Here is a 25,845-nt window from a genome sequence, read left to right on the forward strand (position 1 = left end):
TTTATATCACCTAATATGAAATTTGCGATTTTGGTATTGTTTTGTTTTCTTTGGCAGTGTTCACTGATTCAAAATTATTTCGGAACCAAGAATTTTTGTCATTATCCGAAATCAAATGAGAACCCGAATCTTCCTGGAATGGTTTGGGTTCCTTCAGGAAAATTCGAAAAAGGATCCAATGTGTATCCTGAAGAATCACCAATATATACCACAACTGTTTCGGGATTTTGGATGGATGAAACAGAGGTTACCAATGATGAGTTTGCAAAATTTGTTTGGGAGACAGGTTATCAAACAGAAGCTGAAACTAACTTGAATCCAAACTCGGAAGAGGTGAAGTTTGATGTTTATCAGCCAGGTGCTGTTGTCTTTCAGAATCCTTCAAACCAAGGTAAAGTAAATTCTCATTTAGAATGGTGGACTTATGTTCCTGGAACCAATTGGCGTCATCCTGATGGACCAAATTCTTCCATCGAAGGAAAAGGATCCTATCCTGTAGTCGCAGTGAGTTATCAGGATGTTAGTTCTTATGCCAAATGGAAGGGGCGGGTCTTACCAACAGAGGTGGAATGGGAATGGGCTGCCGCCAATGGGAGTAAGGAAGAAGCCAATACCTGGCAAGGTGAATTTCCTTTCTTAGATGAAGGAGAGGATGGATTTATTGGAATATCACCTGTTGGTTGTTTTGCGAAAAATAAATTTGGGCTTTATGATATGATCGGAAATGTTTGGGAATACACTGCCGATCCATGGCCTGTGGATAAAACTTTAGACAAATCAAAATACCATACCATCAAAGGTGGATCTTTTCTTTGTTCGTCAAACTATTGCAAACGATATAGGGCAGCAGCAAAACAACCACAAGAAGACCAATTGGCAAGTAACCATATTGGGTTTCGAACAATCGTACGCAATCATTTCAATGAATTCAAAAAATATGAAAGGAAAAACTATGAAGTTAAATCAAACTAAATCACTCTATAACAAGATTCTATTCTTGTTTATCTGTTCCCTCGGTTCACTCACACTCTCTTGTTCTTGGGATCGTTTTGTCATCAGTCGTGTAAACGAAAGTACAGCTGTAAAAGCCAAAGCAGCAAAAGAACTTTTGAACAAGGATAAAATCACCATCGTCCTTACAGGAACAGGTTCTCCACTTCCTTCGGAAAGCATTCAGAATTCTACAGCCATTTTTGTGAATGGTCAGTTTTTGTTATTTGACGCGGGTGACGGTGTTGCCATGGCAATGGAAAAGTTACACCTACCGGTTTCTGAAATCGGTGCTGTTTTTATTACCCATTTTCATTCGGATCATTTTGCAGACTTAGGAGAAGTGATTGATCGCAGTTGGTTACTTGGAAGACAAAAACCTCTTACTGTGTATGGGCCCAAAGGAATTACGGATCTTGTAAATGGATTTTTAAAGAGTTATCAATCGGAATATTATTACCGCACAAAACATCATGGAGAGGCGGTTATGCCATCGCAGTGGAAAGGTGCCAAAACAAATGAGTTTTCTCCTAAATCAGATGGATCCTCTAGAATTGTATATGAAAAAGATGGAGTTGTGGTTCATGCATTTTTTGTAAACCATGTGCCAGTGGAACCTGCTGTTGGTTACAGGGTTGAGTATAAGGGTAAATCTATTGTGATTTCTGGAGATACTGCTGATTCGGAATTTTTAAAGAAACAATCCTCTGGTGTGGATTATTTGATTTCTGAAGTGATGAACAAATCCATGATTGCAAAAGTCGAAAAAGCTTACGAATCTATTGATCATGAGCGATTTAGAAAAATTATGAAAGATATTCAGTTGTATCATATTGATGCTACTGAACTCGGAAATTTAGCGGAAGAAGCAAAAGTAAAAACTTTAGTATTAACCCATATGATTCCTTTTGTGAAAGGATATATCCAAACCAAAGCAATTTATAAAGATCCAATTCAGAAAGTGTATCATGGCGATTTGATCATTGGACACGATGGTAAAAGAATTGAAATTCCTTTACCATGATTGATATAGGTTTGTAACTTCCTGGGTGATTGGCTCTAACATTAAAACAAATAAGTAAACGTAGGGCCAATTTCCCAACCACGTAAACTAAGTGGATTGATTTCTGCTTCCGCATAGACCCCACCTGCTGTAATTCCAAAATACTTACTTAAAAATACAGTTACAGATCCTCTTACTTCCCATGCTGCAAGAATTGGATTTCGTCTCACATCAGATCGAAGAATTAAAAACTTATATGGATTGTATTGTAATTTTAAACCAACATTTCCAAATTCTTTTTCTATTGAATTGTATAAGGGGAGAGCATAGGCACTTCCGAGTCCTTTGTAGGCCCATGCATTTCCGATTGCTTCCGGGTCAGATGGCAAAAGTAAGTTATCGGATCTTTGTGCAATTCCTACTGTGGAAAATACATTGGCATAAAACCTTGCATCACGGTATTGGAAGTAAGGTTCAATTTCCCAGTTTTTGAAATAATTAAATTTGAAACCAAGTGAATAAATATTAATTTTCATACTGTCATTCACTTGGATTTTTGGGAAGGCAACATAATGATTTGATACATTCGTTGTTTCTAATACATTGTTCCACTCATAATTTCCTGTTCTTAAAAACTGCCGAACGGAAAATACTGCGGACACTAAATCAGAAATTTTTTGTGTATAATCAACTCGTATATTTCTAACCACATGTTCTGAAGATGAATCAAAGGATCGTATGGGAACTGCTCCTTGGTTCGCTGGGGACATTTTTAAGTCGATTGATGTATATCCATAAGCAAACAACCATTTGTCGTTAGCCAAAGTAAAAACGGTCCCTTGGTTGGTTCCAGATCCTTCGGAAGGAAAATTGGTTGTGCCTGCATTGGTCAGTCCTGTTTTTTTTCCAATTCCTGGATTGGTAAGCAGCCCGGTATTAGGATCTCGGTGAGCAAAGGGAATATTGGGATTGGTTTGGATTTCTGCCTTTCCGGCACCTGCATAGAAGAGAAGTCTCCATCTTTCCTTGTCGGCTGTTTCGTCCTCAGGTTTCGAATTTGGCGCCTCTGCCCTGGTTTGGGAGAGAATAGCGGGTTGTTCTTTTGTCGTAGATTGTGCCAAAAGAGGGGATATTGCGAATAGGGTAAGGGATAGGCTCCATCGAATTAGTTTCATTGGGTCTCTCGGTAGTGTTTTGGACACTGTTCTCTAAAGAGCCAAATTGGGTAGATTGAAATCTGTTATTACGAATATAATTCCAATATATTGTATTTAATGCTTAGTTCCTAGATAGTAATTTATCTTTTTTTTTATCCACATTCTTTTCCTGCGAACCGATTCAACTAATTATAGTTAGTTTATCTTGCTTCTTGAATGAATCCTGTGAATGGTTTCATTTCTAACGAGTGACAGATGATTGATTATACAATTCGGACAATGTACTGGGTTTAAATGGAAAGGTTCCGTTCTTTGGTTCACAAAACTATGTTTATTCCTTAACCTTGGGTTTGTTTGATAAGGAATTGTATGAAAATTAAATCCTTAATCCTCTGTTTTTTTTTAATCCTACTGGTCTATTGTCATTCTACAAAATCAAAAACTGCTGTAAATGATTCCGGTCATGTCCATTTAGAAGAGTTTAATGCCGAGTTTGAAAAAAAAATTTATGAAGTGGCACCAGGAGTTTATTCCGCAGTTGGCTATGGAATCGCCAACTCAATCTTACTTGTTGGGAAAGATGGCCTCATCATCATTGATACGTTAGACGAGTTAAAGGCATCCAAACAAGTTTTAGAAGATTTTCGAAAAATTTCTTCGTTGCCAATCAAAGCAATCATTTACACACATAGCCACCCTGATCATATTTTTGGTTCCGAGTCATTTGTTACGGATGGATCACCGGAAGTGTATGCACACGAGAGTTTACTTCCTACGGTTCAGAAATTAGCAAGTGAAACCACTCCCATCATTGGAACGAGGAGTGCTCGGATGTTTGGAAATTATTTAGAAAAAAGTGACTTGGTCAATGTAGGGATAGGGCCTTACCAAGGTTATAATGCTGATACAAAATTAGATTTTGTTCCTCCAACAAAAACGTTTCGAGACAGTCTTGATATCGAAGTTTCAGGAATAAGACTGAGACTGATCCATGCTCCAGGTGAAACGGACGATCAAATTTATATTTATCATCCAGAAAAAAATATCTTATTTGTCGGTGATAATATTTATAAAGCATTCCCCAATTTATATACGATTCGTGGAACTTGGTTTCGGAGTTTGAAACATTGGTACGAGTCGCTGGATATCATCCGAAATTTAAAACCGGACCACCTGGTTCCTAGTCACGGAAAACCCATCTCAGGTAAATCAAATATTTATGATATAGTAACTGATTATCGAGATACCGTACAATTTGTACACGATCAGTCGCTGCGTGGTATCAATGCAGGTTACCATCCGGATGACTTGGTACAATTGATCCAACTCCCAGAACATCTAAAAAAATCTCCTTATCTTAAAGAAATTTATGGAAAAGTGTCTTGGTCGGTTCGTTCGGCATTTACTGGAAATTTGGGTTGGTATAGTGGAGATTCCGCGGAATTACAACCCTTGGATCGAAAGGTTTATGCTGACTTGATTGTAGATTTAGCTGGTGGAAGTGAAAATTTACTTAAGTATACAAAAAGTAAACTTCAATCAAAAGAATATCAAACAGTATTAACACTTTCTGGTTACCTTCTTCGGAATGATCCAAAGTTAACGGATGTCATTCCTTTGCGAATAGAAGCGCTGGAAAAATTGGGTGCGTCTGAATCAAATGCCAATGCAAAACATTATTATCTAACGGAAGCTTTCGAATTACGAAATCAGTTTGTTGCCAAAATTAAAGTAAGACCAAGTCCGGCTTTGTTAAGACGTTATCCTGTAAAAGTAATTTTAAGCAGTTTTGTAACGAATTTGGATCCGAAATTAAGCGTAAATACAGACGAAAAAGTCGGATTTGTGTTTCTTGATACGAAAGAATCATATTCCATCCACGTAAGAAAAGGGGTAGCAGAAGTGATTCCTGGTTTACTCACAGATGCGAATTTGATTGTAGAGCTTGATTCTCAAGATTGGAAAGAAATGTTAACTCGGTTGAAGTCACCAGCAACAACACTCCTTAAATTTCGATTTAAAAAAGGGAACTTGTTGTCTTTTACTCAGTTTCTAAAGAAGTTTTCACCGAAGGAACAAATCCTGACGTTACAGATTCCTACCGAAGCCTATCACCTTAAAGCCCAAAGCAGGTAAATCTAGTTCATCTAACGGAGGAAATTCATCTTTCCTCCCAAAATTCACAAAAGTAGTCTATACACCTCCATCTAAGAACCTAACACCTCTAGAAAATGAACTCATAAGGAGAGAATATACACTTAAAACTCTTAGAATTCTAAATACTTTATTCCCCAAAAACTGTAATTGTCCTCAATCTTCTAAAGAACCCAAGCTTAATTTTCTCAAAGTAAAAGGTAGGGAATCTATTGGGAGGTGCTCTCACTGCCATAAGCAGATCAGCCTTACTTCAAAAACACCATTCCATAACATTAAGTTACCTCTAGCCTATATATCTTACATAATGCAGGATCAAATACTGCAATATCCCAAGGTGATGACTTCTAAGGAGATCTCTAGGAAACTAAATTTATCCTACAAGAGTTCTTATTTTCTAAAGAAAAGAATCCAGGTTCTATTCTCTATCCTAAATGAGTCCCTTCAAAAACAGCTCTATAATGAATTACAAGAGGCTACTAAGGACTTCAGGCTACCGAAGGAGGGAAACCTCACTAAAGCCCTTAAAAACAAGCCTCTAGCTGTTGCAGATACAGTTATTTTATACTCCTCATCTCTAAAAGCCAATAAGCATAGATCCCGAAGATACAAAACTGGATCAGCTTCAATCTACTTAAGTAATGCGTTAGGAGGGGAGCAGAAAGGCACAATGGTCCATACTATTGGGATTAATCATGGTATGACCTTTTACAAATCTATTCCCTTGAATAATCAGAAGTATCTAGGGAAGGACTTAGATGAGAAAATCCCAAGGTATGTGCCTTTATTCACAGATGAGTATTATACATTCATCTGGGACAGACCTAACCATCGGATGGTGAATCATTCTAAAAAATCAAAAGACCCTAGATATAACTTAAGTAGAGAAAGATGGATCACGAAGGATGGTGTAACATCTAATAGTGCAGAAGCTCGAAACAATATCCTTAAGCAAAGTTTCCGAAGTTATGGATACATAAGTCCACAATGGTCGCAATTATACCTGAATGAGATCAGCTTTCTAGGCAATGTAAGGTTCGATGAGGAGCTTAGAGGCTTACTTCTAGGAAGAGAAGCTGTGGGTGAAGGTGATAGGTGCTTTCCTACCAATCAATAGGGAAGTAATCTTTTAAAAATTTTCCAATCCAGTGTTTCCCTGTATTGATGCCGTCAAACAGGGGATCAATGACTCTCGCAGCGCCATCAACAATGTCCAGTGGAGGTTGGAAATCATGAAGGTCTTGTTTTCTTTTTGCAAGTTCAACGGGATCTTCATCTGTCACCCATCCAGTGTCCACAGCATTCATAAAGATCCCATCTTTTGCAAAATCTTCTGCTGAGGTATGAGTCATCATATTCAGGGCAGCTTTGGCCATATTTGTATGTGGGTGACGGTCTTCTTTTTTAAACCTATGGAATTTTCCTTCCATTGCGGAAACATTGATGATATGTTTTTTTCCCGTATTGTCTTTCCGCATAATTCCAACAAGTCGGTTACAAAGTACGAAGGGTGCCACTGCATTTACTAACTGAACTTCTAACATTTCTGAAGTATTGATTTCTCCAAGTTTTAGTCGCCAACTGTTTGTTTTGCGAAGGTCAACTTGTTGTAAATCAGCATCCAATTCCCCTTCTGGGAATACAGCTTCTAGTTCGTGGGAATTATCATGTGAATAGGGAATTTGGGATAAGGCAGCAGAAGAACGAATTCCAACACCCGGTGTTTTGTGATTCCAACTCACAGCAAGGGCTGTAGCAGTGTCTTTCATTTCTGAATCAGACCTGTAAGAATCTAATTCTTGTTTACAATGTTGATAGAAATTAAGCAATTTTTGTGCATCCATTGGCAATTCAGAAAGACTTAGTTTTTCTGTATCAAGAAGATGACTATAAAAACCAGGAGGTCGTCTTACCGTTTGGGCTGCATTGTTGATGAGAATGTCTAAACGCTCTAAATGATTTTCTAAAAATTTACAAAAAATTTCTACACTAGGTGTGTGTCGTAAATCTAGTCCAAAAATCTGTAACCGATCTTTCCACAAATGAAAATCTGTTTCTTTAGAAAAGCGAATTGCGGAATCATTTGGGAATCTTGTTGTAGCAATGACTCGAGCACCGGCACGTAACAAAAGCAAGGTGGCCTGATATCCGATTTTTAACCGAGAGCCAGTGATGATTGCTACCGTCCCTTTTAGATCTGTTGTTTGAAATCTTTTTGAATAATTGAGTTCCGCACAATTCGGACACATTGAGTCATAAAAAAAATGAAGTTTTGTAAACGGAGTTTTACAGATATAACAAGGTTTGGGATTTGAAAGTTCTTCTGCTTTGTCCCAAGACCATCCAGCTGAATTGGAAATTTGTAGTGGAGCTTTGAAAACAGCCGTTTCTCTCGCCCGCCTGATTCCTGTTAGTGCTGTTTTTTGTTTTTCTTGAATTTTAAGAGTTTGTTTTTTTTCTACTCGAACTGTGCGGTTTCTTCTCCGCACTTCATTACGATCTGGGCGAGAAATTTTCCCACAAAGGATCATGAGTTCCAATCGTTTTTCTTCGGAGATGGTTACAAGTTCCTTTGGGGAATCCAAAAGAGTTTTTAAATCCTGTAACAAAGAATCGATGTCCATAAAACCAGAGTTTTGGTTTGGGATGGCGAATCAAGTATCTAATCAGACGTTTTCAATGGAGAGGTAATGACTATTTTTTAAGTGCGGAAAGTAAATTGAATTCCACAAGGATGCTCCATGGCCTTTTGCTTTGCCCGATTCGAACTGGTTTCAGGATTCTTGCAGTATTTGATTTGTCGATAAAGGTGAAACTTTCACCTTTTTGAACAGCTCGTTTTGCATCCTCAGTTAGAAGTTCTGCCGGGGTTCCTAAAAATTCAATTTCTGGGTGGGAGGCAAAATTGCCATCGTATGTGATGAGTGATGTCCTTCCAAATCCGAATAATTTTTTCGGTGAAAGTTCTGATTGTAATTGTTCCAGTGAAAAGTCTGCTCCTAAGATACCTGCAAATTTGGAATGTAAAAATAAGTTGGTCATAAGACTTGTCATCTTTACTGTTTTACCCTCGATTGGATAATCATAAGGTTCCATCATTACATCTTCGCCTAAATCGCGGGGGAGAGTATACCATCCATCTTCACCGACTGTATCATATCCTTGCAAAGGTTCTATCGAAATCCTTCCTGTATGTCTATGGCAGTAGGGAACAAATCTACCTTTAGAATCGTGACCTTCTTTATTTGCGTATTCTGCATCCATCGAATCAATTACGTTTGGTTCGCAACAGATTGCATATGCAAGTTGTTGTTCATTTTGAATTAAGTATTCTTGTAAGATTAGAAGTAGATGTTCTCGTTTCATTCCAATATTAGCATGGACTAAACTTTGGATTAAAAATTTCAAACCATAGAGTGAGGTAGCCATAATGTAAAATTTAGATTCAAGTTCTTTGGCAATATTGTTAGTCCAAAGTTCTGCATAGTCTAGGATTGATTGTTTTTCCATCTCAAAAACATCTTCGTTTGCAGATGAATTTTCTATATTGATGCGAGATAAAATTCCCGAGATTTTTTTTGTGGCTTCAGATGTTTGAAAAGACAACTTTGTCACTTCATTGGCTACAATTTCGAATCCTCGTCCATGTTCTCCAGCTCTTGCGGCTTCAATCGAAGCATTTAAGGCAAGCAGGTTTGTTTGTTTTGCAACTTGTTGGATCGATGCTGCTACAGAACCAATTTCTTTTGATCTTTCTCCAAATGAATCGATAAGATCTTTAAGTTTTCGCATTCCTAAATTTGAATAACTGTCTTCCATATCTTATCCTTATTGTTCGAAACATGATTCATCTATTTATAGTATCGGATATTATGATTCTGCTATTGATATCCCGCTTGTTGTAATCGAAATAGTTTTTCATATTTTCCTTTATTTAAAAGGAGGTCTTCATGGCTTCCCCATTCCGTTTTTTTTCCCTGTTCGAGTACTAAAATTTGGTCAGCCATTCGCACTGTGGAAAAACGATGGGAAATTAGGATTACAGTTTTTCCTTGTGTATGTTCTCTAAAGTGTTCAAAAACTTTCATTTCTGCTTCAGCATCAATGGCAGATGTAGGTTCATCTAAGATTAAAATATCCGCATTGGATCTCATAAAGGCACGAGCAAGAGCCACTTTTTGCCATTGTCCACCAGACAATTCTCGACCGTCTTTAAACCATTTTCCAAGTCTAGTTTCATATCCATTTTCCAAATTTGTTACAAATTCATGCGCCATGCCTAATTTTGCTGCAGGTATCCATTCTGCTTCTGATTGATTTTTTAACACATCGCCCATTCCAATGTTCTCACCCACTTTGAATTGATACTGAACAAAGTTTTGAAAAATGACTCCAAACCTTCTACGTAAAGTTTCTTCGTCCCAATCTTCTAAGTTGATTCCATCTAAATAAATATTTCCAGATGTAGGTGAATACAAACGAGTTAGGAGTTTGATAAGAGTTGTTTTTCCTGATCCATTTTCCCCGACGATGGCAAGTTTCTCTTCCGGTTTTAATTCAAAACTAACATTGGATAATGAAGGTTGTTTGGAACCTGGATATTGAAAAGAAACAGAATCAAAAACAATTCCTAATCTTTGGTGATTACCTTTGGCAGTTCCGTATTGTTTTAGGATGGGTAAATCCAGAAACTCCATTAGGTTTTCTATATATAAATGGTCTTCATAAATTCCACCAAAGGCAGAAAGTGCATTGGAGAATGTGTTTTGTCCCTGTCTAAAGATAACTAGATACATAGTCATTTCACCCAATGAAATTTTATGTAATAAAGCAAGACATACAATCCAGATATAGGAACCGTAAAATGCAAATTGACTGAGTAATCCGAGAAGGAAACTAAAAAAACCTTTATAGATGGTTAGTTTTCTATCTTCGTTATATATTCTTTGAAAGTTATCTTTGTATCTATTTAAAAATTCTTTTCCTAAATTAAAAAGTAAAATTTCTTTTGCATTATCTTCTCTTGCCATAAGAGTTTCAAGATACACTTGTTCTCTTGTCTCTTTTGCTTTCCATCGAAACAAACGAAAACTATGACTAGAAAACTTTGTTTCGGCAATAAAAGAAGGGATAGCCGCAATCACTAAAATAAAAGAAGCAAGTGGTGAAAGTTTGATAAGAAGTCCAAAAAAACTTATAATGGTGACGGAGGATTGAGTTATCGTGAAAAAACGTGTCACCATCGAAAGAGGTTTTGAAGAAGCCTCTGTTCTGGCTTGAGTCATTTTATCGTATGTTTCGGAATCTTCGAAATGAGTGAGTTCTAAACGAATGGCTTTGGATAAAATTCTTTCGTTAACTTCTTGCCCTAATCGAATGCGAAGCAAAGTATAAGAGACATTATATAATTTTTGTGAACCAAAAAATAGGATCGTTAGTATACCTTCGACATAAACTAACTGAACTGCATCTGATTGTAATAATTGATTCCATTCACTTGGTTGTGAGTTTGTGAGAAGAATGGAATCGATGATTAGTTTTCCTATCCAAACGAGTAATGAAGGAAATAGGCCATTGGCAATGGTCAGGATAGAGATAAATGCGGTTAAAAAAGGAGAGCTCTTATATGCCAAATCAAAAGCAATTCTCGAGGTTTTCAAAATCCTTTTTAAGATATCGAACATACTAGTTAGATTGTTTTTGTCATTTGTTTTCGATAGCTTTTTTTAGATCGAATCAATGGTTGGATGGGGAAATCCTGATTGCTCTCTCTGTTTGAAATTTGATGATCTCAATATATGGCAAAAGAACGGTTGGATAAAGTGCTCGGAAATTATGGTCTAGGATCTCGTTCCGATGTCAAAAAAGAGATTCATCAGGGGTTTGTTAAAGTCAATGGAATCGTAATCAAAGATCCTGGTTTTAAAGTTTCTCTTACTGATGAAATCATTTACTACGAAGAAACTCTCGTTCGAAAAGAGTTTTATTATTTTATGATGAACAAAGCACCGGATTGTATTACAGCTACGGAAGACACACGTGAAAAAACAGTGATGGACTACTTAAGTGAAAGACATCAAAATATGGAATTGTTTCCTGTGGGTCGGTTAGATAAAGAAACAGAAGGGTTGTTATTGTTTACCACTGATGGAATACTTGCCCATTATTATACATCACCAAAACATTTTGTAGAAAAAGAATATTATGCTGAAATTTCTGATTTAGTAACAGGAGAGGATATAAAAGCCTTTGAGAAGGGAATTGTTTTGGATGATGGATATAAAACTTTGCCAGCAAGACTTGCCGTTCCAAACCTTGAAAAGCCAACAGTGGTTACCGTTTGGTTAAAAGAAGGAAAATATAGGCAAATTCGCCGGATGTTTCAAAGTTTAGGTAAAGAAGTAACTTATCTCAAACGAATGAAAATGGGGAAATTAGAATTAGATCCTACACTTGCTCTAGGTAAGTATCGCGAATTAACTTTGGATGAGGAAATTCTTCTCAAACAGAAATCATAAGTCACTCAATAAATCTTTCAATTTTATTAAAAAAAGCTTCTGGTGCTTTTCTAGGTCTAGATTTTGAAAGTGATACAAACAACTGTTCATCTTTCATACTTGCTAGTAAATTCCCATTGAGATCAACAATGTCTTGTCTAAAGTAAAAACGTATTTTTTGAAAACTTTCGATCCAACTTAGGATTTTTACATGAGATCCTGGTTCTGGTTGTTTGTGGATTAAAATTTCTCCACCCATAAAGAAAGTAGTAGCATCCGTTTCTTTGATTAAATTCAAATCTACAATTTCTTTAAAAAATAAAAAACGACCTTCTTCGAAAATTTTCCAAATGGAATCTGATGGTAAATTCCAAAAACAATTCATATCGCTAAATGGAATATAGTGGTCATGTTCAACTGTATTTTGTTTTGTGGGTTTCGGGTGAATGGTGAATTTGTAAGGTGTTATATTGATTTCTGGTATTTTTTTTATGATGATGATTTTGTCATCTTGAACCAATGTTGATGTTGTTTCTAATTCACAGGCTTTTTTTCCGTTCGGTCCTATAATACTTTGTTTCCATAATAGAACCCCCGTATCCATTCTGAATACTTGTGATTCCACAGTTATTTCAGCGTCAGCAAATTGTTGGTCTAAAAATCTGACATATGTGGATCCAGGAACATAACGTGAATTTGTATTTAACATTTGTTCTATGGAATATCCGAATTCCTTTAGAATTTCGCATCTTGCATCGTAACCAAATTTTTCATATGTTCTACTTGTGACATGACGGTTCCAGTCTAAATCAAAGTGGTGTGTAGTTAAGTTTTTTCGAAAAATTTGATTCATTCGTCCTTTTTCTTCATTCCAAGTTGAGGGTAAAGTAGAATTCAAGGGTTAATGTTTTTTCGCATATCATCCCAATCAGTTTTGATTTTTTCTAAACTATGGTTTTAGATAGTTGTATCAAATTCTGAGAATGTATAGTTTAAAAGTGAAACTATTTTTTCCGGCTCGATTGTCTGTGATACAACGGTAAATTCAACTATGTGAGCAAAAAGTATTGTTGCTTCGTTTGTTTTGTCTGCTTTGACTTTGTCTTTTGATTTGAGTCGTTCAGCAATGATAGGTGGGGGATTTTCAGATGGGGTTATTGGCGTTGGAGGCCTAAAAGTTTACTGATAGATTCCAAATCTTCTTCTTTTCCAGTTAATTCAACAAAGTAATGTATTTGCCATTTTTTTGTTGATAACCCTTGTTTGTTGGCAGGTGTGTCCCAAGAGGGGTAAATGCGGAATCCTCGTTTACCTTCATGTTTTCCGGATAATATTCCTTTTTCACTTAAAATTTGTTTTGTAAAAAAGAAATATCCTATTTGTGTTTTTTGATTAGCAGAAATAATATAGATATCCGTATTGTCTTTCGAGTCAAAGGGTTCTGTAATCCCGGCTTTATTCCGTTTCCATAGAGTTACGAATTGTCCGATTTTTTTTGGTGTGACCTTTGCTTGTCGAAACCGGATTTTTTTATTTTGAACCTGGAAATGACAGGCATCGTATTCTGAACTTTCTGGTTCTAATGTAATGTTTGTGATTGGTAGTTTAAGCCTATCAAATAACTTCTCTTTGGTGGAATTTAGAAAAGGCGGAATTGCTGCTGTTACACTAGGTTTGTGTTTCATTAATTGTTCAAATTTTGTATTCACTAATGTGATACGAATTTTAATCCTACAACAGAGAAAACAAGAGTAGTGAGAAAGAACATTCTCCAAAATTCGATTGGTTCTCTGAAAAAAATAATCCCGATTAAAACTGTTCCTATGGCCCCAATGCCAGTCCAAACTGCATAACTTGTTCCAATTGGTAAAGTTTGAGTTACTTTGATGAGTAATGTCATACTAATCAGTAGTGAGATAAAAAATCCTATATACCAAAAATAGGCTTCGTTTCCTGTGTTCTCTTTTGCTTTTCCTAAACAAAAAGCAAATAAAACCTCAAATAGTCCGGCAATAAAGAGTAGAATCCAGTTCATATTCAATCCGTATAGATATCTTTCTATTACTGTCTTTGGATGTAAATCCTATATAATTCGATTTTTGGCCGATTTGCATTTGTATTTATTACGAAAATTGTTCAACCATTTGGTTTAATAATTGACTAAAAAAATACAAAATAATTAATTCAACTAAATGGTTGAATTAAAGAGAAAAGAACAAGTTTTGGATCGGGTGTTTGCCGCTCTTGCGGACCATTCAAGAAGGCAAATGTTGTCTCGTCTGCGTAAAGGTTCTTTAAGCATTTCTGAACTCGCAGAGCCTTTTTCGATGTCCTTTGCTGGGGTAGCCAAACATATCGAAGTACTGACTGAAGCGCAACTGGTTCGGAAGGTGCGTGCGCCAGAGGATGGCCGAAGTTATCGTTTGGAGTTGCAAAATCAAACTCTGATTGAGGCAACCAATTGGATTACATATCATCAAGAGTTTTGGACTAACAAATTAGCGAAACTCGACGCATTTTTAGGGGAGAAGGAGAATGAACCAAAAGATTCTAAAAGTAGAAAGAAGAATTAATGCTGATCCAACAAAAGTATTTCAAGCATGGCTCAATGTTGAAGATTTTGCGCAATGGTTTTTGTCAGGAGAGGGAATAGGTATTGAATCTGTAACAATGGATCCAAGACCAGGTGGGAAATTTTTAATCAACATGAGCCTGGATGGTAAAATTCTTCCACATGAAGGAGAATACATTGTCATTGAAAAACCTCATAAGCTTGTTTTCACATGGCGCTCCCATGCTACCGAAAATCGAGATACACTGGTTACTGTTACTTTTAAAGAATTAAGAGATTTGAATGAAAAAAATTCAAAGGAAAATCAAAAATTTAATACGCTTGTGACTTTAATACATGAAGAACTGATCAGCGATATTCAAATCAAGATGCACAATCATGGTTGGACAAATATACTAGATAGTTTAAGCGGGTGGATCACTTAAACACTCAAGTATTTTATAAAGATAAAGAAAGTATTTTAGAATAGTAAAATAAAAATAGGGAGACCCATATGAATGGAATTTACCATAAAGTTGGAATGAGAGCTGGAGAAAAAGAGGTGATGGATGCACTTATCACAAAAACGGGACTAAGCAATTGGTGGACCAGGGAAGTGAACGGTAGTTTTGTTACTGGCGTATCCTCGGTCGGTGAGTCCATTCAGTTTGGATTTGGACATGGAAACGCAATTGAAATGAAAGTTCAGCAGTTAGAACCCAAACATTTGTTATGGGAATGTACCGCCGGTCCTGGTGATTGGATTGGTTCTCATATTGATTTTCAGTTGCATTCGGGAAAGGCACCAGATGGTGAAAGAATGACAATTCTTTATTTCCGTCATCAAGATTGGAAAGAGGAAACGGAGTTTACTGCTCATTGTAGTATGAAATGGGCAACTTTTTTGCTTAGTTTGAGGGATCTTGTAGAACTAGGAGTTGGTAAACCATCACCGGATGATATTAAGATTGATGATATGAATTAAGTATGATATAAGAAGGGTTTACGTAAAAAGACCCTTCTTATAAAATAAAACCAAGATGATTGTTTTTTCAGCTCCAACGAAGTAATAATATCTTTTGTATTAAATCCTAACCTAACTTATTTTAATTAAATTCAAAAATTGAATAATCTTATCCATTGATTTTTTCTTTGCCAAGCCAAAACACTTGTGCTTGAGATTAAAAAAAATATCATCATAAATGGTGCCGGTCCAACCTTATATTGTAAAAAACCTAAGTAAAGAATGATATTGATTATAATTGGTGAAAGAATTACTAAACCAAGGATAGTTGTTTTATTGAAGAGGATGAGTATACCGCCAAAAATTTCTAAAAATCCTACCAATTTCCATAAGTAACCAGTAGTGATAATGGCTCCGATAAAATTTGCAGCTTCTGGAGTCATCGGTGGCGTTGGCATAAACGCATAAAACTTGCTACATCCAAACAGAATAAAAACAATACCTAGTAACACTCTAAAACAAAAATCAATTCGTTTCATTTATTTGCCTCAATTTAGTTGTCTAGACAATTAAATTGCTCGGTTTAATGTTGTCAAATTATAATTGTTTGGACAACTAATCGGGTATATTAGAATCAATATAAAAATATGTTTTTACTAGATGATCAGATTGGTTTTAATTTGAATCGAGTTTCTCTTCTCTTTCGAAGAGAATTGATTCGTTGTCTACGGGAGTATCACTTGTCACCAGAGCAGTGGCAGGTATTGGCAATGTTATGGCAAAAGGAAGCTCTTAGTCAGAAGCAAATTATTGAATTGACGTTACAAGATGCTCCTTCTGCTTCCAAAATGATTGGTCGAATGGAGTTAGCTGGACTGATCCAAGTGGAGGTTTCGAAATTAGACAAAAGAGCGACTGTTATTCGTCTTTCTGCGAAAGGTCTGTCGTTAGAAAAAATTTTGCCTAAAAAAATCTTAAGTCACTTCGAACCGATACTAAGCTCGATACCTGAAAAAGATAGAAAAAGATTTTTAATTTTATTAAAACAATTTCGAAGAATTTTTGGCGATGATATCAAAAAGTAGATCTTATTTAGTTTCAGCCAAACAGTGTTTGCTCGTAGTCAAGATCATCTGTTATTATTTCACTTTGTTGGAACTGAGTAATTATATTTTTAATTTCTGATTCGGAGTTTTTTCCCGGATCAATCCATCGTTTTCGATTTTCTCTACGTATTACAATCGGTTGCCTGTGTTTATTGTCTCCATAGTTATGAATTTCGGCTGTTTTTTCATTAGCAACTTGCGTAACGATTGTGACCCATGTATTATCGTCTCCCGGATTGTATCCCCAAAGACCACCGAAATAGGAATCTTTATCAATAAATTCAATTTTAAATTTATGTTTTTTCCCGCTAAGTTGCATTTGCCATTCGAAATATGCGGACACTGGAATTAAACATCGATTAGCTGAATATTTTTTCCAAAGAGGAGAAGAGTAGATATGTTCAGATTGGGTAGTTGTTATTAATCGATTTGTAAATGATTGTTTAGTACCCCAAGTTCCAGAAGTTAGAATAGTTTTTTTATCCATTTGTCTTAAATACCAAAGAGTATCGTTTGGTTTTATTGCTAACCCAACCTTGTTAAATTTTTGGTATGTATCAACATAATGGTCTACGGGTGCCGAGAAATTTTCCCATTGAACTTTGAGGTCCTCGATACTAATCAATCTGTTTAAAAACAAATTTGACATTGTTTTGAATTAAACTCGGAGAGAACCTCGGAAACCTCTGACCGCATAATATGAATCAGCACCGTTATGGTATATAAAGACAGTACCATAGCGAAAATCTGCGAATAAGGCTCCACCAAGGTCTCTAATGTTTTGAGGTGTTAAGATCCAACTTGATGTTTTGGTATCGAAGTTTCCTAGTTTTTGTAAATCTTTATATTCTTCCTCTGATAATAATTTAATACCCATTTCTGCTGCCATATCTAAGGCATTACTTTTAGGTTTGTTTTCCTTTCTAGAATCAAGTGCTTTTCGATCATAACAAATACTTCTCCTATTCTTGGGAGTTTCTGCGGAACAATCATAGAAGATAAATTCATTTGTTTTTTTATCGTAACCAACAACGTCTGGTTCTCCTCCCGTATTTTCCATTTCATTGAGTGACCATAACTTATCGGGATTTGATTCCAGTTTACTATGTATCTTTCCCCATTCTAAATTATTATGGCGGTTTTTATTCTTTTCAAAACGAAGTTTTAATGTATTTATGATCTCTTCAGATTGTTTAGGAGATAATTTTTTTGTTTTACTCATAGGGCCGATTTTTTCCTGAATTTGTTCCGATTTGATTCTAAGAATTTATGGCCTGAAGTTTTTATGTCAATCCTAGTTCTCGAGTTATTTTCAAAAATAAAATCCTTTAATATTTTTTTTGAATTACTTCAGTTCATCACATATCCTTTGAATAATTGTCGAAGAGTTTATGAACGATGGGATTGTAATTACCATCAATTATTTGACAGAAAATTCTGTTTCCTTGTTTTAAATTGGTCATAACACTCTTACTTTTGAAGTAGCTGAATCACTAAACAAAAGCAAGAGAACTGGTCGCATTTGTTTTAGATTTTTCATATAAATTGTGGTTTATTGCGACTAACGAACTAGTATAAATAAAATTTCCCGGTCTGAGCCTCTGCAGGAGGCGCTGGCGTCGGTGCGACTTGTTGCGGAGCAAGAAGCGTGCCGGAAGGGAATTTGCCGAAGCGCAGCATTTCTACGCTGTTATGCGACGTTGCGGGGAGCGAGACGGATGTCGCCATCTTAGCTAAGTTTGTCTTTGATTCTTAAATATTCATCAGCTGTGATGATTTTAAAACCTTTGATTTTTTCAAGAGTAAGAAGATCCTTATCACCAGTAATAAGAAAATCTACATTTGCTGAAAAAGCAGTTTCTAAAATATGAAAATCATCCCTATCTCTTAAATTTAAATAATCCTTTAGAGGTTTATTTTTAATGATAGTGGTGGCATTTCTAATTTCCTCAATAGTAAACTGAATAAAATCATTTGGAAGTTTAAACTTAGGTTTAGCTAAAGTTTCTTCAATTTCATCAAGGATTTCATTTGAAATATACCCAACAAAAGCCTCATCGATTAAATCTTGTAGAACTAATTTAGGTTTTCCATTAAATAGAATTGCAGAAATGTAAATGTTTGTATCTAAGAGAACTTTAAACATTAAGAAGCTTGTCTATTTCTTCTAACAGCTTTAATTTCACCAAAAATGTCAGCTTCTGTAAGATTTGATTTTTCTACGGATTTATTACCGAAATCGAAGATAGCTTGCCACTTAGATTTTTTCTCAATGTAAGTCCTTGCTGCTTCACGAATCAGTTCAGATCTGGATCTATGTTCTCTTTTTGCAATTTTATCGATTTCTTTTAAAAGTGCCTTTTCGAAAGAGATATTTACTGTCTGATTCATAATTTTCCAGGATATACAAAATTTGTATATTTGTCAAATCGATAATTTTAAAGGATTTCTTAAAAACTCCACACGGATGTGGCGATTTTTCCCCGCAATGTTCGCATAACGAACTAGTGTTAACGAAGTTTCCCGCCCTGAGCCTGCGTAGTAGGCGTTAGGGTCAGCGGGAAATTTGCCGAAGGCCGAACGAGGGCGTCCCGAAGTGAAGCGGTTAGTCGCTGTTATGCGCTGGAAATGACTTATTTACTTAAATTATAAATTAACTCAATTCCCTTTTCTAATTTGTATTTTTTTCGTACATTATAAATAAGTCTTGCCTGAACATTTATAGCCACGCTGAAGTATACAATTTTCTTGAATTTGCCAGCATGATGTATGTCCAGGTGGATCTTTAAGACAGGATTGATATAAGAAAATATCGCATATTATAATTGTTAGAGCAGGATTGCAAGCATCTTCTTTTTCTTTTGTCTCTTTTGATTTTCCAAAGATTTCCTCTCTTTCACTTTGGCAATTTATCAGAAATATTAAGAACAGAATTGTAAAAAAATTTCCTAATGTTATCATACTTTTATACATCTTTTTCATTTAGTTTGAATATGGTTCTTGAACAATATCTCATATTCATTTCCTTTTTTTAGTTTTCATATTTATTTATAGATTTATTTAACATTGTTTAAGATAATTTTTTTTTGGTAAATTTTGATTATATTGCTTCGTTTATCATAGTGAGGAGAAATTTAATTTTTCAAACTAATGAAAATATTTAACAAATTTTATCTTGAATTTTATTTTTATGATTAGAGGAATTTGCATTTCTTGCGCATAACGAACTAGGGTTACTGAAGTTGTCCGACCCTGAGTCCCGACTGGGACGTTAGGGACTGGCACGTAGCTTGCGTATGCGAGCGAGTGACAGGAGGACAATTTGGCGCAGCCCAAGCGAGGGCTTGTCCCGAAGCGAAGCAGTAAGCCGCTGTTATACGAAGTCGCAAAGTTAGAGTTAAAATTTAAATAAAAACAGATGGGGAGATTTTGAACTTTTCTGCTAATGCTTTAATTTGTCTAACGTTCAGTTCTCTTTTTCCGTTTAGAATTTCGGAAACAACACCTTGACTACCCAAAATATTTAAATCTTTTTGAGTTAAGTTGTTTTCTTCCATAAGAAACTTTAAGACTTCGATTGGTTCAGCATTTGGTTGTATAAAGTGATCATTTTCATATTCTTCAATCAAATTTCCAACGGTTTCTAAAAGCGGAGCTAATTGGTGTTTTTCGTTATTTCCAACTTCATCAATCAATTCATCTAAAATTTTAACTAATTTTCGATACTGTTTATCTGTATGAGGAACAGAGAGAATATCTTTAACATCATTCCAAACATTCTTAACTTTTTCAATTTCTAGAATCATATATTCTCCTTTTTCCATTTTCCTTTGTCATATTCGGTATGAGTTAGAATATTTCTGATAAAGACTTTTTGCCTGTTAAAATGGATTGCCACAATTAATCTAAAGTGGTTTCCACTAATATTGAAAACAGTAAATTTACCAACTTGATCAACCGAATTAAAAATCGTCCTTAATTCATTAAAATCTTTAAAATTGATATTTTTAACTAATTTATACCAGCTTTTAAGTGAAGATTCAGAATTTGGATGTTTAGTGATGAAATCATCTAATTTCTTCCAGCTGATAACGTGCACAGCTACCATCATTATCTCAAAATGAGATATGTCAAATCGTTTTTTTATCGTATTCAGTGATAGGTTTTTGCGATTTCGTATAACGAACTAGACTAACCGACGTAGGCTGGCCCTGAGTCCCGACGGGACGTTAGGGACTGGAACGACGCTTGCGCAAGCAAGAGGAGTGCCAGAAGCCTATGTGCCGCAGGCCGAGCGAGGCCGGAAGTGCCGAAGCGAAGTGGTTAGCGGAAGTTAACCGAAGTCGCCAAATTGAAATTAGGACTTCGGAATTTAGATTTCGGTGTTGAATAGAGTAATTTAGAATTTAATTGGAATCAAATGAATATAGTTTATCTCTATAAATATCATTTACAAAGTTATCAGGTACGTTTTGATTAGTGATATAACTTCTTTGAGTAAATGGCATAGCAAAAATTAAAAGGAGTTGTCTTACTTCTACTACATCATTTTCGTAAGAATACCTTTTGATTTCCTTTCCTTGACTAAAAGCAATAAATTCAGTTTTTCCATTAAATTCGGCGAAAAGCGGAAATAAGCCGGCAGTTATAACATGAAGAGTAGTTGTTATAAAAAAAGCACTATTCGGTTTTACTCTACTGGTTACTTCAATATTTACTAAATTTTTATTATTAACCTTGCTTAAGTCGTCTAGTCCATCTACATATACATTGAATTTGCTTATACATTTACATCCAGCGATAATGTCGGTAAATGCTTGTTTATTTGCTTTATGAACAGCTTCTGAAACTGGAAATTTTTCACCTATCGCGTTGAAACTTTTATAGAATAAAACAAAATCTACATTAGATATTTTCTTCTCTATTTTAGCGGGATTATATGCGGGTATTTCTTTCTTTAAGTAAGTGATACATTGATTAAGTGTACTAATAAGTAGTATTGTCATTGCGAATTTTAAAAATTTCATTTGTTACCTTAAAACGTTTGAATAGATTTAGTAAAAATTTACGAATATTGGCAGTTGGTCAAGATTTAAAAAACTGTTTGTATTTAATTAATTATTGGCGATTTCGGTTAACGAATTAGGGGAGACGACGTTCCCTGACCCTGAGTCCCTGAAAGGGACGTTAGGGATTGGCACGACGCTTGCGTAAGCAAGAGAAGTGACAAAAGCCTATGTGTCGCAGACCGAGCGAGGGCGGAAGTCCCGAAGCGAAGCGGTTAGTCGCTGTTATGCGAAGTTTTCGGTGTCTTTTAATAATCTGTCCATTTTTTCGTATTTCGAGTATATATGGCGGTGCCATTTTTGCAATGGGAAAATAAGTTGTAGATAAATTTACTATTTAAAAACGAGTGATTTAAAAGTAATGTTCGAGTGTCTTTGTAGGCATCGTGTTCACCTCGACGGACGAAGAAGAGGCCATGAGCATTGGAAACGAGAAGATAGTATACAGTGTATCCATATCCAATTCCTTTTAATTTATTTGCGGGAATATGATATTTGATAAAATTTTTGTATTCAAATGAATATCTACCTGCAACATGCTTCACTTTAATTTGTACTCTTGTTTTCGATCTACTTTCCTCAAGTAGAGTAAAAAGGGTATTTCCTATAGTAATAACTCCAGGCAGAGAGAATTTGGAAGTTCGAAAGAACCTGTCTACATCGTGTCCGATAGGGTCAAAGCGAATAGAGTTATGCCTTGTATTGTCTCCTTCTATAGTCACATGTCCTAAATTCAGAGATGGACTTAAATTCATAATCATATCATTATATGCTTGAGTCCGTTCCTCTTGTGAAAGATTAAAATGTAGATTACTTTGTATTAATTTACCGAGTTCATCAGCTATTGCATGCATCCGAGCCAAGGAAAAATCCATATAATCTTCAAGTATATCAAAGTAACATTTCACGGGTAGATTAATGCGAGTTTCATTAATGCTGGGAGATGATTCAAAGTTGGTTTCTTCGATGTAAGATAAGTCCCTTTCAGAGACAATGAATGAGTTAGTTGTAGCTACAATATTTGATGCAATTTGTATTAGTTCAAAGACGTGCGATGGAATTCCATCTGTATCATCAAATTTGTATACATACCACAATTCATCACCTATATTTTTGATAAGAAATAGATTGGTAAGATCTATATTTTGGCGGTGAGCATGAAAATAGAGTCGTGATTCAATTTTTGTTAGAAATGTATTGTAACGTTGTAAGAGTTCTACTTTTCGGATTTGATTTGGTGAAATTTCTGAAATTTTAGTTTTCAGCAAAGTTGAATTTGATATATCGAAGCTTATTGATAGTAATTTCATGTTGTTAGTTAAGAAAATTTCGCATAACGAACTAGACTAACCGACGTAGGCTGGCCCTGAGTCCCGGAAGGGACGTTAGGGATTGGCACGACGCTTGCGCAAGCAAGAGGAGTGACAAAAGCCTATGTGTCGGAGACCGAGCGAGGGCGCAAGTCCCGAAGCGAAGCGGTTAGTCGCTGTTATGCGAAGCGAGCTTTTAATTAATTGCTCGTCCGTCTGTTCCTTTGGGTATTTTCATGACTTTTTTACTTTCTTCATCGTGTTCGATGACTATGATAATTAAAATTCCCGATTCCATTTTCAATGCTTTCCACAAATCAGTATAAGGTTCAATTTCATCAAAATTACCTATTCTATCGGTTAAGTATTGATATAATTTTCTAGATGGTAGAACTAAAACTCCTGCATCTAATATGCCTTTAATTAAACCAAGAGCCATTTTATTTAATGCTCGGTGAGTAGAGGAGATATTTCCTGTTTCCCATTCAATTGCAATTTTTCGGTTATTTGTTTCTAACAGTAAGTCAAGGTTGCCAGGTTTTTTTCGTGAAGCAATATCGAGTGGTTTTTCTGCTTCCCAACCTTTTACGACTAATCTTTTTACGAAGCTGTCTTTTATAGGTTTTACGCCATTGCCTTCGCCTCTTTTTTTGCCACTCTCTGGATAGATAGTAAATTTCCCACTTCCAGGTGGCCAATCGACTTCCTTTACTTCAGCGACAATTCCATCTTTCAAAATTTTCCAGTCGGTAGATTTTGAATAATCTCCCTTTTCAATTAAGGATTCTATGTGAACAACTTTCAATTTATTCTTCTACGTGGTCTGTATTCTTATGTGTATGAATATCATCGGATTCTAAACGGTCTTTTATATCGTCTGCATAATCTATTTCAATTCCGATCCAGTGACGATGCTTATTTTCACAAGAAATATATGTGGTTCCACTTCCGCCAAAAGGATCTAAGACGATATCGCCTGGTAATGTACTCATTTCAATAATTCTATCAGTTATTTTTGTAGAGAGTGCATTTGCTTTCCTATTTTCTGATTTAAATTTTCTGTGCCGTACAGGAGGAACATCAGTCCAGACATCTTTTAAGTTTACACCAAGAGGGTTCATTGCTTTTCTATGACCACCATAGTCTTTTATTTCTCGATGGCAATGTCTGCATAATTCAATAGGTGTTCTAATTTTCCTGAAAGTTTTAGGTTTTCCTTTTGTATAGTAAAGCAGGCTATAATGGCTTGGATAAAGTCTACCTTGAATTGGAAGAAGCATATTTAACTCTATTGCTATCCAATGTCTGAATTCCATACCTAGTTCATTCAAATAAGAACCAAGTAGGATATTCCATTTGGGAAGGTTATATAGGAATAATGCTCCTCCTGGTTTTATAACACGAACACATTCCCGAATCCATTGTTTTGACCATTCCAGGTACTCGTGATCTGGTCTTTTGTCATCAGTACTTTTTCTGTATACTTTTCCTATGTTGAAAGGAGGATCTGCAAAAACTGTGTCTATTGAATTTTCTTTTAGTTTAGGCAGGACTTTCATACAATCCTGGTCAAATAAGGTTCCTAAGTTCGACTCAAAATAAGGCTTGGGAGCATCATTAAAGAGGTTTTCCCACTCAAATGTTGGAGTAGGATGAATAAGTTTAAGTTGAGCAGAACGTCCCATAACTTGTTATACTATGAGACATATGTTTAATTTCAAGCAGAAACTTTGCAAATAATTACTTCTAGAAACATTGCATGGGAAGCTCAGAAAATTGTTTTTTTCTTTTGATTCATGGTTTAGCTCATTTCGCATAACGAACTAGACTAACCGACGTAGGCTGGCCCTGAGTCCCGCCGGGACGTTAGGGACTGGCCACGACACTTGCGCAGGCAAGGGGAGTGCCAGAAGCCTATGTGTCGGAGACCGAGCGAGGGCGTAAGTCCCGAAGCGAAGCGGTTAGTTGCTGTTATGCGAAGTTTTACGTTTTTAAAATTTTTATTTCAATTATTAGATATTTGATTTATGTTGTTATACCTTGTATCAATGGTCTCGAATTTATAAACAAGGGCATGACTTTCTTCATCCCGATATGGGCATAGACTAACAAATTTTAGCAATTGTCGATTTTCATTTAAATAAGATTCTAGAAATTCTTCATATTTTTTTAATTGATCTATATCCCAAAATACAGTTTGGAGAAGGAAGGTAAATTTATTCTTTTGTTCGTTTTCTGCTCTTAGTTTGTTTATAATTTTATTATACAATCTGTTTTCTAAGAATGTTTTTAGATCGTTACTGTTTTTTACTTTGGAGCTATCAAACTCTAGAATATTAATTACTTCTATGTATATATTCTCTTCTCCATTTGAGAAATGTAAATCGGCTTTTGTTTTTCGATCAGGAATTGTTGCTTCACATCTTTCAAATTTGTATTTTTTTGTATTTATGTAGTAATCTAAGGTCGATAGTTCTGCTAAAGCAGTGCAGAATCTATCTTCTGTTGGAGAAGAAAAATTTAACATATGTTTAAGAATTTGCTTTTTAATATTTTTAATTTTGGTTTTATCATTTAGGTTCGTTAAAATATTGCTGCAAGTTCGATCTAAATACTCTAGAATACTTGAAGTATTCTCTTGCGGATTTGTGATTGTTGTAATTATAGCACCAGCTAATGACATTTTTGTTACAAATGGTTTTTCTGTATTATAATTTTCTTTTATATTTGATTCATATTCTAGCAATATTTGGTAAAACTTTGTAAGATCATTTTTTTTGGGGTCATACATTTTTACAAAATTGGGAAGATTTTTATTCAAAATCTTCAGCAAGTTATTTTCCTGTTTATTTAATTTTTCTTCTATACTCATAGATTAGTTGTAAAATTTCGCATAACGAACTAGTGTTCCCGAAGTTCCCTGTAGCTGAGCCTCCGAAGGAGGTGTTAGCGTCGGCGCGTCTTGTTGCGGAGCAAGAAGCGTGCCGGAAGGGAATTTGCCGCAGGCCGAGTGAGGCCTTGTGCCGAAACGTAGCGGGAAGACGCTG

At 35.6% G+C, this 25,845-nt stretch carries 29 protein-coding genes; 9 read left to right on the top strand and 20 right to left on the bottom strand.

What is annotated here, in order from left to right:
• Positions 1-15: 15 nt before the first annotated feature.
• Complete coding sequence (locus tag EHQ70_RS07150; RefSeq protein ID WP_208729513.1) at positions 16-972, top strand: SUMF1/EgtB/PvdO family nonheme iron enzyme; 957 nt, start codon at positions 16-18, stop codon at positions 970-972.
• Positions 953-2,014, top strand: coding sequence for an MBL fold metallo-hydrolase (locus EHQ70_RS07155; RefSeq protein WP_135584897.1), 1,062 nt, complete (start codon positions 953-955; stop codon positions 2,012-2,014). The genes EHQ70_RS07150 and EHQ70_RS07155 overlap by 20 nt, the downstream gene beginning before the upstream one ends.
• Before the next feature lie 41 nt (positions 2,015-2,055).
• Here the strand turns inward: EHQ70_RS07155 and EHQ70_RS07160 are convergent, their stop codons facing one another.
• Positions 2,056-3,168, bottom strand: coding sequence for a hypothetical protein (locus tag EHQ70_RS07160; protein ID WP_135584899.1), 1,113 nt, complete (start codon positions 3,166-3,168; stop codon positions 2,056-2,058).
• Positions 3,169-3,519: 351 nt separating this feature from the next.
• Between EHQ70_RS07160 and EHQ70_RS07165 the strand changes: the two genes are divergently transcribed.
• Positions 3,520-5,286, top strand: coding sequence for an alkyl sulfatase dimerization domain-containing protein (locus EHQ70_RS07165; protein WP_135584901.1), 1,767 nt, complete (start codon positions 3,520-3,522; stop codon positions 5,284-5,286).
• A gap of 358 nt (positions 5,287-5,644) precedes the next feature.
• Positions 5,645-6,421 carry a transposase gene (locus EHQ70_RS07170; RefSeq protein ID WP_244288246.1) on the top strand — a complete coding sequence of 259 codons (777 nt, stop codon included), beginning with the start codon at positions 5,645-5,647 and terminating at the stop codon, positions 6,419-6,421.
• Here EHQ70_RS07170 and EHQ70_RS07175 read toward each other — a convergent pair.
• The 3 genes from EHQ70_RS07175 to EHQ70_RS07185 form a co-directional block, all read right to left on the bottom strand.
• On the bottom strand, positions 6,408-7,928 hold the full coding sequence (locus EHQ70_RS07175; RefSeq protein ID WP_135584905.1) for an SDR family oxidoreductase: 1,521 nt from the start codon (positions 7,926-7,928) through the stop codon (positions 6,408-6,410). The two genes, EHQ70_RS07170 and EHQ70_RS07175, sit on opposite strands and share 14 nt — an antisense overlap.
• Positions 7,929-7,998: 70 nt before the next feature.
• Positions 7,999-9,123, bottom strand: a complete 1,125-nt coding sequence (locus EHQ70_RS07180; RefSeq protein ID WP_135584907.1) for a methyl-accepting chemotaxis protein — start codon at positions 9,121-9,123, stop codon at positions 7,999-8,001.
• Positions 9,124-9,185: 62 nt separating this feature from the next.
• The gene (locus EHQ70_RS07185) at positions 9,186-10,964 is read right to left on the bottom strand and encodes an ABC transporter ATP-binding protein (RefSeq protein ID WP_244288247.1); all 1,779 of its coding nucleotides are present in this window, start codon (positions 10,962-10,964) and stop codon (positions 9,186-9,188) included.
• A gap of 138 nt (positions 10,965-11,102) precedes the next feature.
• Here EHQ70_RS07185 and EHQ70_RS07190 point away from each other — a divergent pair, with 138 nt between their 5' ends.
• Positions 11,103-11,822, top strand: a complete 720-nt coding sequence (locus tag EHQ70_RS07190) for a pseudouridine synthase (protein WP_135584911.1) — start codon at positions 11,103-11,105, stop codon at positions 11,820-11,822.
• Between the two features lies 1 nt (position 11,823).
• On the opposite strand, the gene EHQ70_RS07195 is transcribed toward EHQ70_RS07190, so the two are convergent.
• From EHQ70_RS07195 to EHQ70_RS07210, 4 genes are all read right to left on the bottom strand, one after another.
• On the bottom strand, positions 11,824-12,654 hold the full coding sequence (locus EHQ70_RS07195) for an acyl-[acyl-carrier-protein] thioesterase (protein ID WP_135584913.1): 831 nt from the start codon (positions 12,652-12,654) through the stop codon (positions 11,824-11,826).
• A 104-nt stretch (positions 12,655-12,758) separates the two neighbouring features.
• A complete protein-coding gene (locus EHQ70_RS18750) occupies positions 12,759-12,959 on the bottom strand; it encodes an adenylate/guanylate cyclase domain-containing protein (protein ID WP_135584979.1) in 201 nt (66 codons plus the stop codon).
• The gene (locus tag EHQ70_RS07205; RefSeq protein WP_135584915.1) at positions 12,956-13,486 is read right to left on the bottom strand and encodes a MepB family protein; all 531 of its coding nucleotides are present in this window, start codon (positions 13,484-13,486) and stop codon (positions 12,956-12,958) included. The genes EHQ70_RS18750 and EHQ70_RS07205 overlap by 4 nt, the downstream gene beginning before the upstream one ends.
• Positions 13,487-13,509: 23 nt before the next feature.
• On the bottom strand, positions 13,510-13,836 hold the full coding sequence (locus tag EHQ70_RS07210; RefSeq protein ID WP_135584917.1) for a DMT family transporter: 327 nt from the start codon (positions 13,834-13,836) through the stop codon (positions 13,510-13,512).
• Positions 13,837-13,993: 157 nt separating this feature from the next.
• On the opposite strand from EHQ70_RS07210, the gene EHQ70_RS07215 reads away from it, so the two are divergent.
• From EHQ70_RS07215 to EHQ70_RS07225, 3 genes are all read left to right on the top strand, one after another.
• The gene (locus tag EHQ70_RS07215; RefSeq protein WP_135584919.1) at positions 13,994-14,374 is read left to right on the top strand and encodes an ArsR/SmtB family transcription factor; all 381 of its coding nucleotides are present in this window, start codon (positions 13,994-13,996) and stop codon (positions 14,372-14,374) included.
• Positions 14,337-14,798 carry an SRPBCC family protein gene (locus tag EHQ70_RS07220; RefSeq protein WP_135584921.1) on the top strand — a complete coding sequence of 154 codons (462 nt, stop codon included), beginning with the start codon at positions 14,337-14,339 and terminating at the stop codon, positions 14,796-14,798. Before EHQ70_RS07215 ends, EHQ70_RS07220 begins: the two co-directional genes overlap by 38 nt.
• A 68-nt stretch (positions 14,799-14,866) precedes the next feature.
• Complete coding sequence (locus EHQ70_RS07225) at positions 14,867-15,337, top strand: SRPBCC family protein (protein WP_135584923.1); 471 nt, start codon at positions 14,867-14,869, stop codon at positions 15,335-15,337.
• A 131-nt stretch (positions 15,338-15,468) separates the two neighbouring features.
• Here EHQ70_RS07225 and EHQ70_RS07230 read toward each other — a convergent pair whose 3' ends face one another.
• A complete protein-coding gene (locus EHQ70_RS07230; protein WP_135584925.1) occupies positions 15,469-15,855 on the bottom strand; it encodes a DoxX family membrane protein in 387 nt (128 codons plus the stop codon).
• A 201-nt stretch (positions 15,856-16,056) separates the two neighbouring features.
• Here EHQ70_RS07230 and EHQ70_RS07235 point away from each other — a divergent pair, with 201 nt between their 5' ends.
• Positions 16,057-16,401 (top strand): MarR family winged helix-turn-helix transcriptional regulator, encoded by a 345-nt coding sequence (locus EHQ70_RS07235; protein WP_341867406.1) that lies wholly within the window; start codon positions 16,057-16,059, stop codon positions 16,399-16,401.
• 13 nt (positions 16,402-16,414) lie between these two features.
• On the opposite strand, the gene EHQ70_RS07240 is transcribed toward EHQ70_RS07235, so the two are convergent.
• The 11 genes from EHQ70_RS07240 to EHQ70_RS07290 form a co-directional block, all read right to left on the bottom strand.
• Positions 16,415-17,071 carry an SOS response-associated peptidase family protein gene (locus tag EHQ70_RS07240; protein WP_135584929.1) on the bottom strand — a complete coding sequence of 219 codons (657 nt, stop codon included), beginning with the start codon at positions 17,069-17,071 and terminating at the stop codon, positions 16,415-16,417.
• A gap of 9 nt (positions 17,072-17,080) precedes the next feature.
• A complete protein-coding gene (locus tag EHQ70_RS07245; RefSeq protein ID WP_135584931.1) occupies positions 17,081-17,644 on the bottom strand; it encodes a DUF4256 domain-containing protein in 564 nt (187 codons plus the stop codon).
• Positions 17,645-18,151: 507 nt separating this feature from the next.
• Complete coding sequence (locus EHQ70_RS07250; protein WP_135584933.1) at positions 18,152-18,568, bottom strand: putative toxin-antitoxin system toxin component, PIN family; 417 nt, start codon at positions 18,566-18,568, stop codon at positions 18,152-18,154.
• On the bottom strand, positions 18,568-18,813 hold the full coding sequence (locus EHQ70_RS07255; protein WP_135584935.1) for a CopG family ribbon-helix-helix protein: 246 nt from the start codon (positions 18,811-18,813) through the stop codon (positions 18,568-18,570). The genes EHQ70_RS07250 and EHQ70_RS07255 overlap by 1 nt, the downstream gene beginning before the upstream one ends.
• 1,013 nt (positions 18,814-19,826) lie before the next feature.
• Positions 19,827-20,228, bottom strand: a complete 402-nt coding sequence (locus EHQ70_RS07260) for a helix-turn-helix domain-containing protein (protein WP_135584937.1) — start codon at positions 20,226-20,228, stop codon at positions 19,827-19,829.
• Positions 20,225-20,521, bottom strand: coding sequence for a type II toxin-antitoxin system HigB family toxin (locus EHQ70_RS07265; RefSeq protein WP_208729515.1), 297 nt, complete (start codon positions 20,519-20,521; stop codon positions 20,225-20,227). The genes EHQ70_RS07260 and EHQ70_RS07265 overlap by 4 nt, the downstream gene beginning before the upstream one ends.
• Positions 20,522-20,828: 307 nt before the next feature.
• The gene (locus EHQ70_RS07270) at positions 20,829-21,449 is read right to left on the bottom strand and encodes a hypothetical protein (RefSeq protein ID WP_135584939.1); all 621 of its coding nucleotides are present in this window, start codon (positions 21,447-21,449) and stop codon (positions 20,829-20,831) included.
• Between the two features lie 287 nt (positions 21,450-21,736).
• Positions 21,737-22,798 (bottom strand): hypothetical protein, encoded by a 1,062-nt coding sequence (locus EHQ70_RS07275; RefSeq protein WP_135584941.1) that lies wholly within the window; start codon positions 22,796-22,798, stop codon positions 21,737-21,739.
• A 196-nt stretch (positions 22,799-22,994) separates the two neighbouring features.
• Positions 22,995-23,603 (bottom strand): BglII/BstYI family type II restriction endonuclease, encoded by a 609-nt coding sequence (locus EHQ70_RS07280; RefSeq protein WP_135584944.1) that lies wholly within the window; start codon positions 23,601-23,603, stop codon positions 22,995-22,997.
• A 1-nt stretch (position 23,604) separates the two neighbouring features.
• The gene (locus EHQ70_RS07285) at positions 23,605-24,357 is read right to left on the bottom strand and encodes a DNA-methyltransferase (RefSeq protein ID WP_244288249.1); all 753 of its coding nucleotides are present in this window, start codon (positions 24,355-24,357) and stop codon (positions 23,605-23,607) included.
• A gap of 446 nt (positions 24,358-24,803) precedes the next feature.
• The gene (locus EHQ70_RS07290; protein ID WP_135584948.1) at positions 24,804-25,670 is read right to left on the bottom strand and encodes a hypothetical protein; all 867 of its coding nucleotides are present in this window, start codon (positions 25,668-25,670) and stop codon (positions 24,804-24,806) included.
• Between the last annotated feature and the right edge of the window lie 175 nt (positions 25,671-25,845).

Source organism: Leptospira congkakensis (assembly GCF_004770265.1).
Lineage (GTDB): Bacteria > Spirochaetota > Leptospiria > Leptospirales > Leptospiraceae > Leptospira_A > Leptospira_A congkakensis.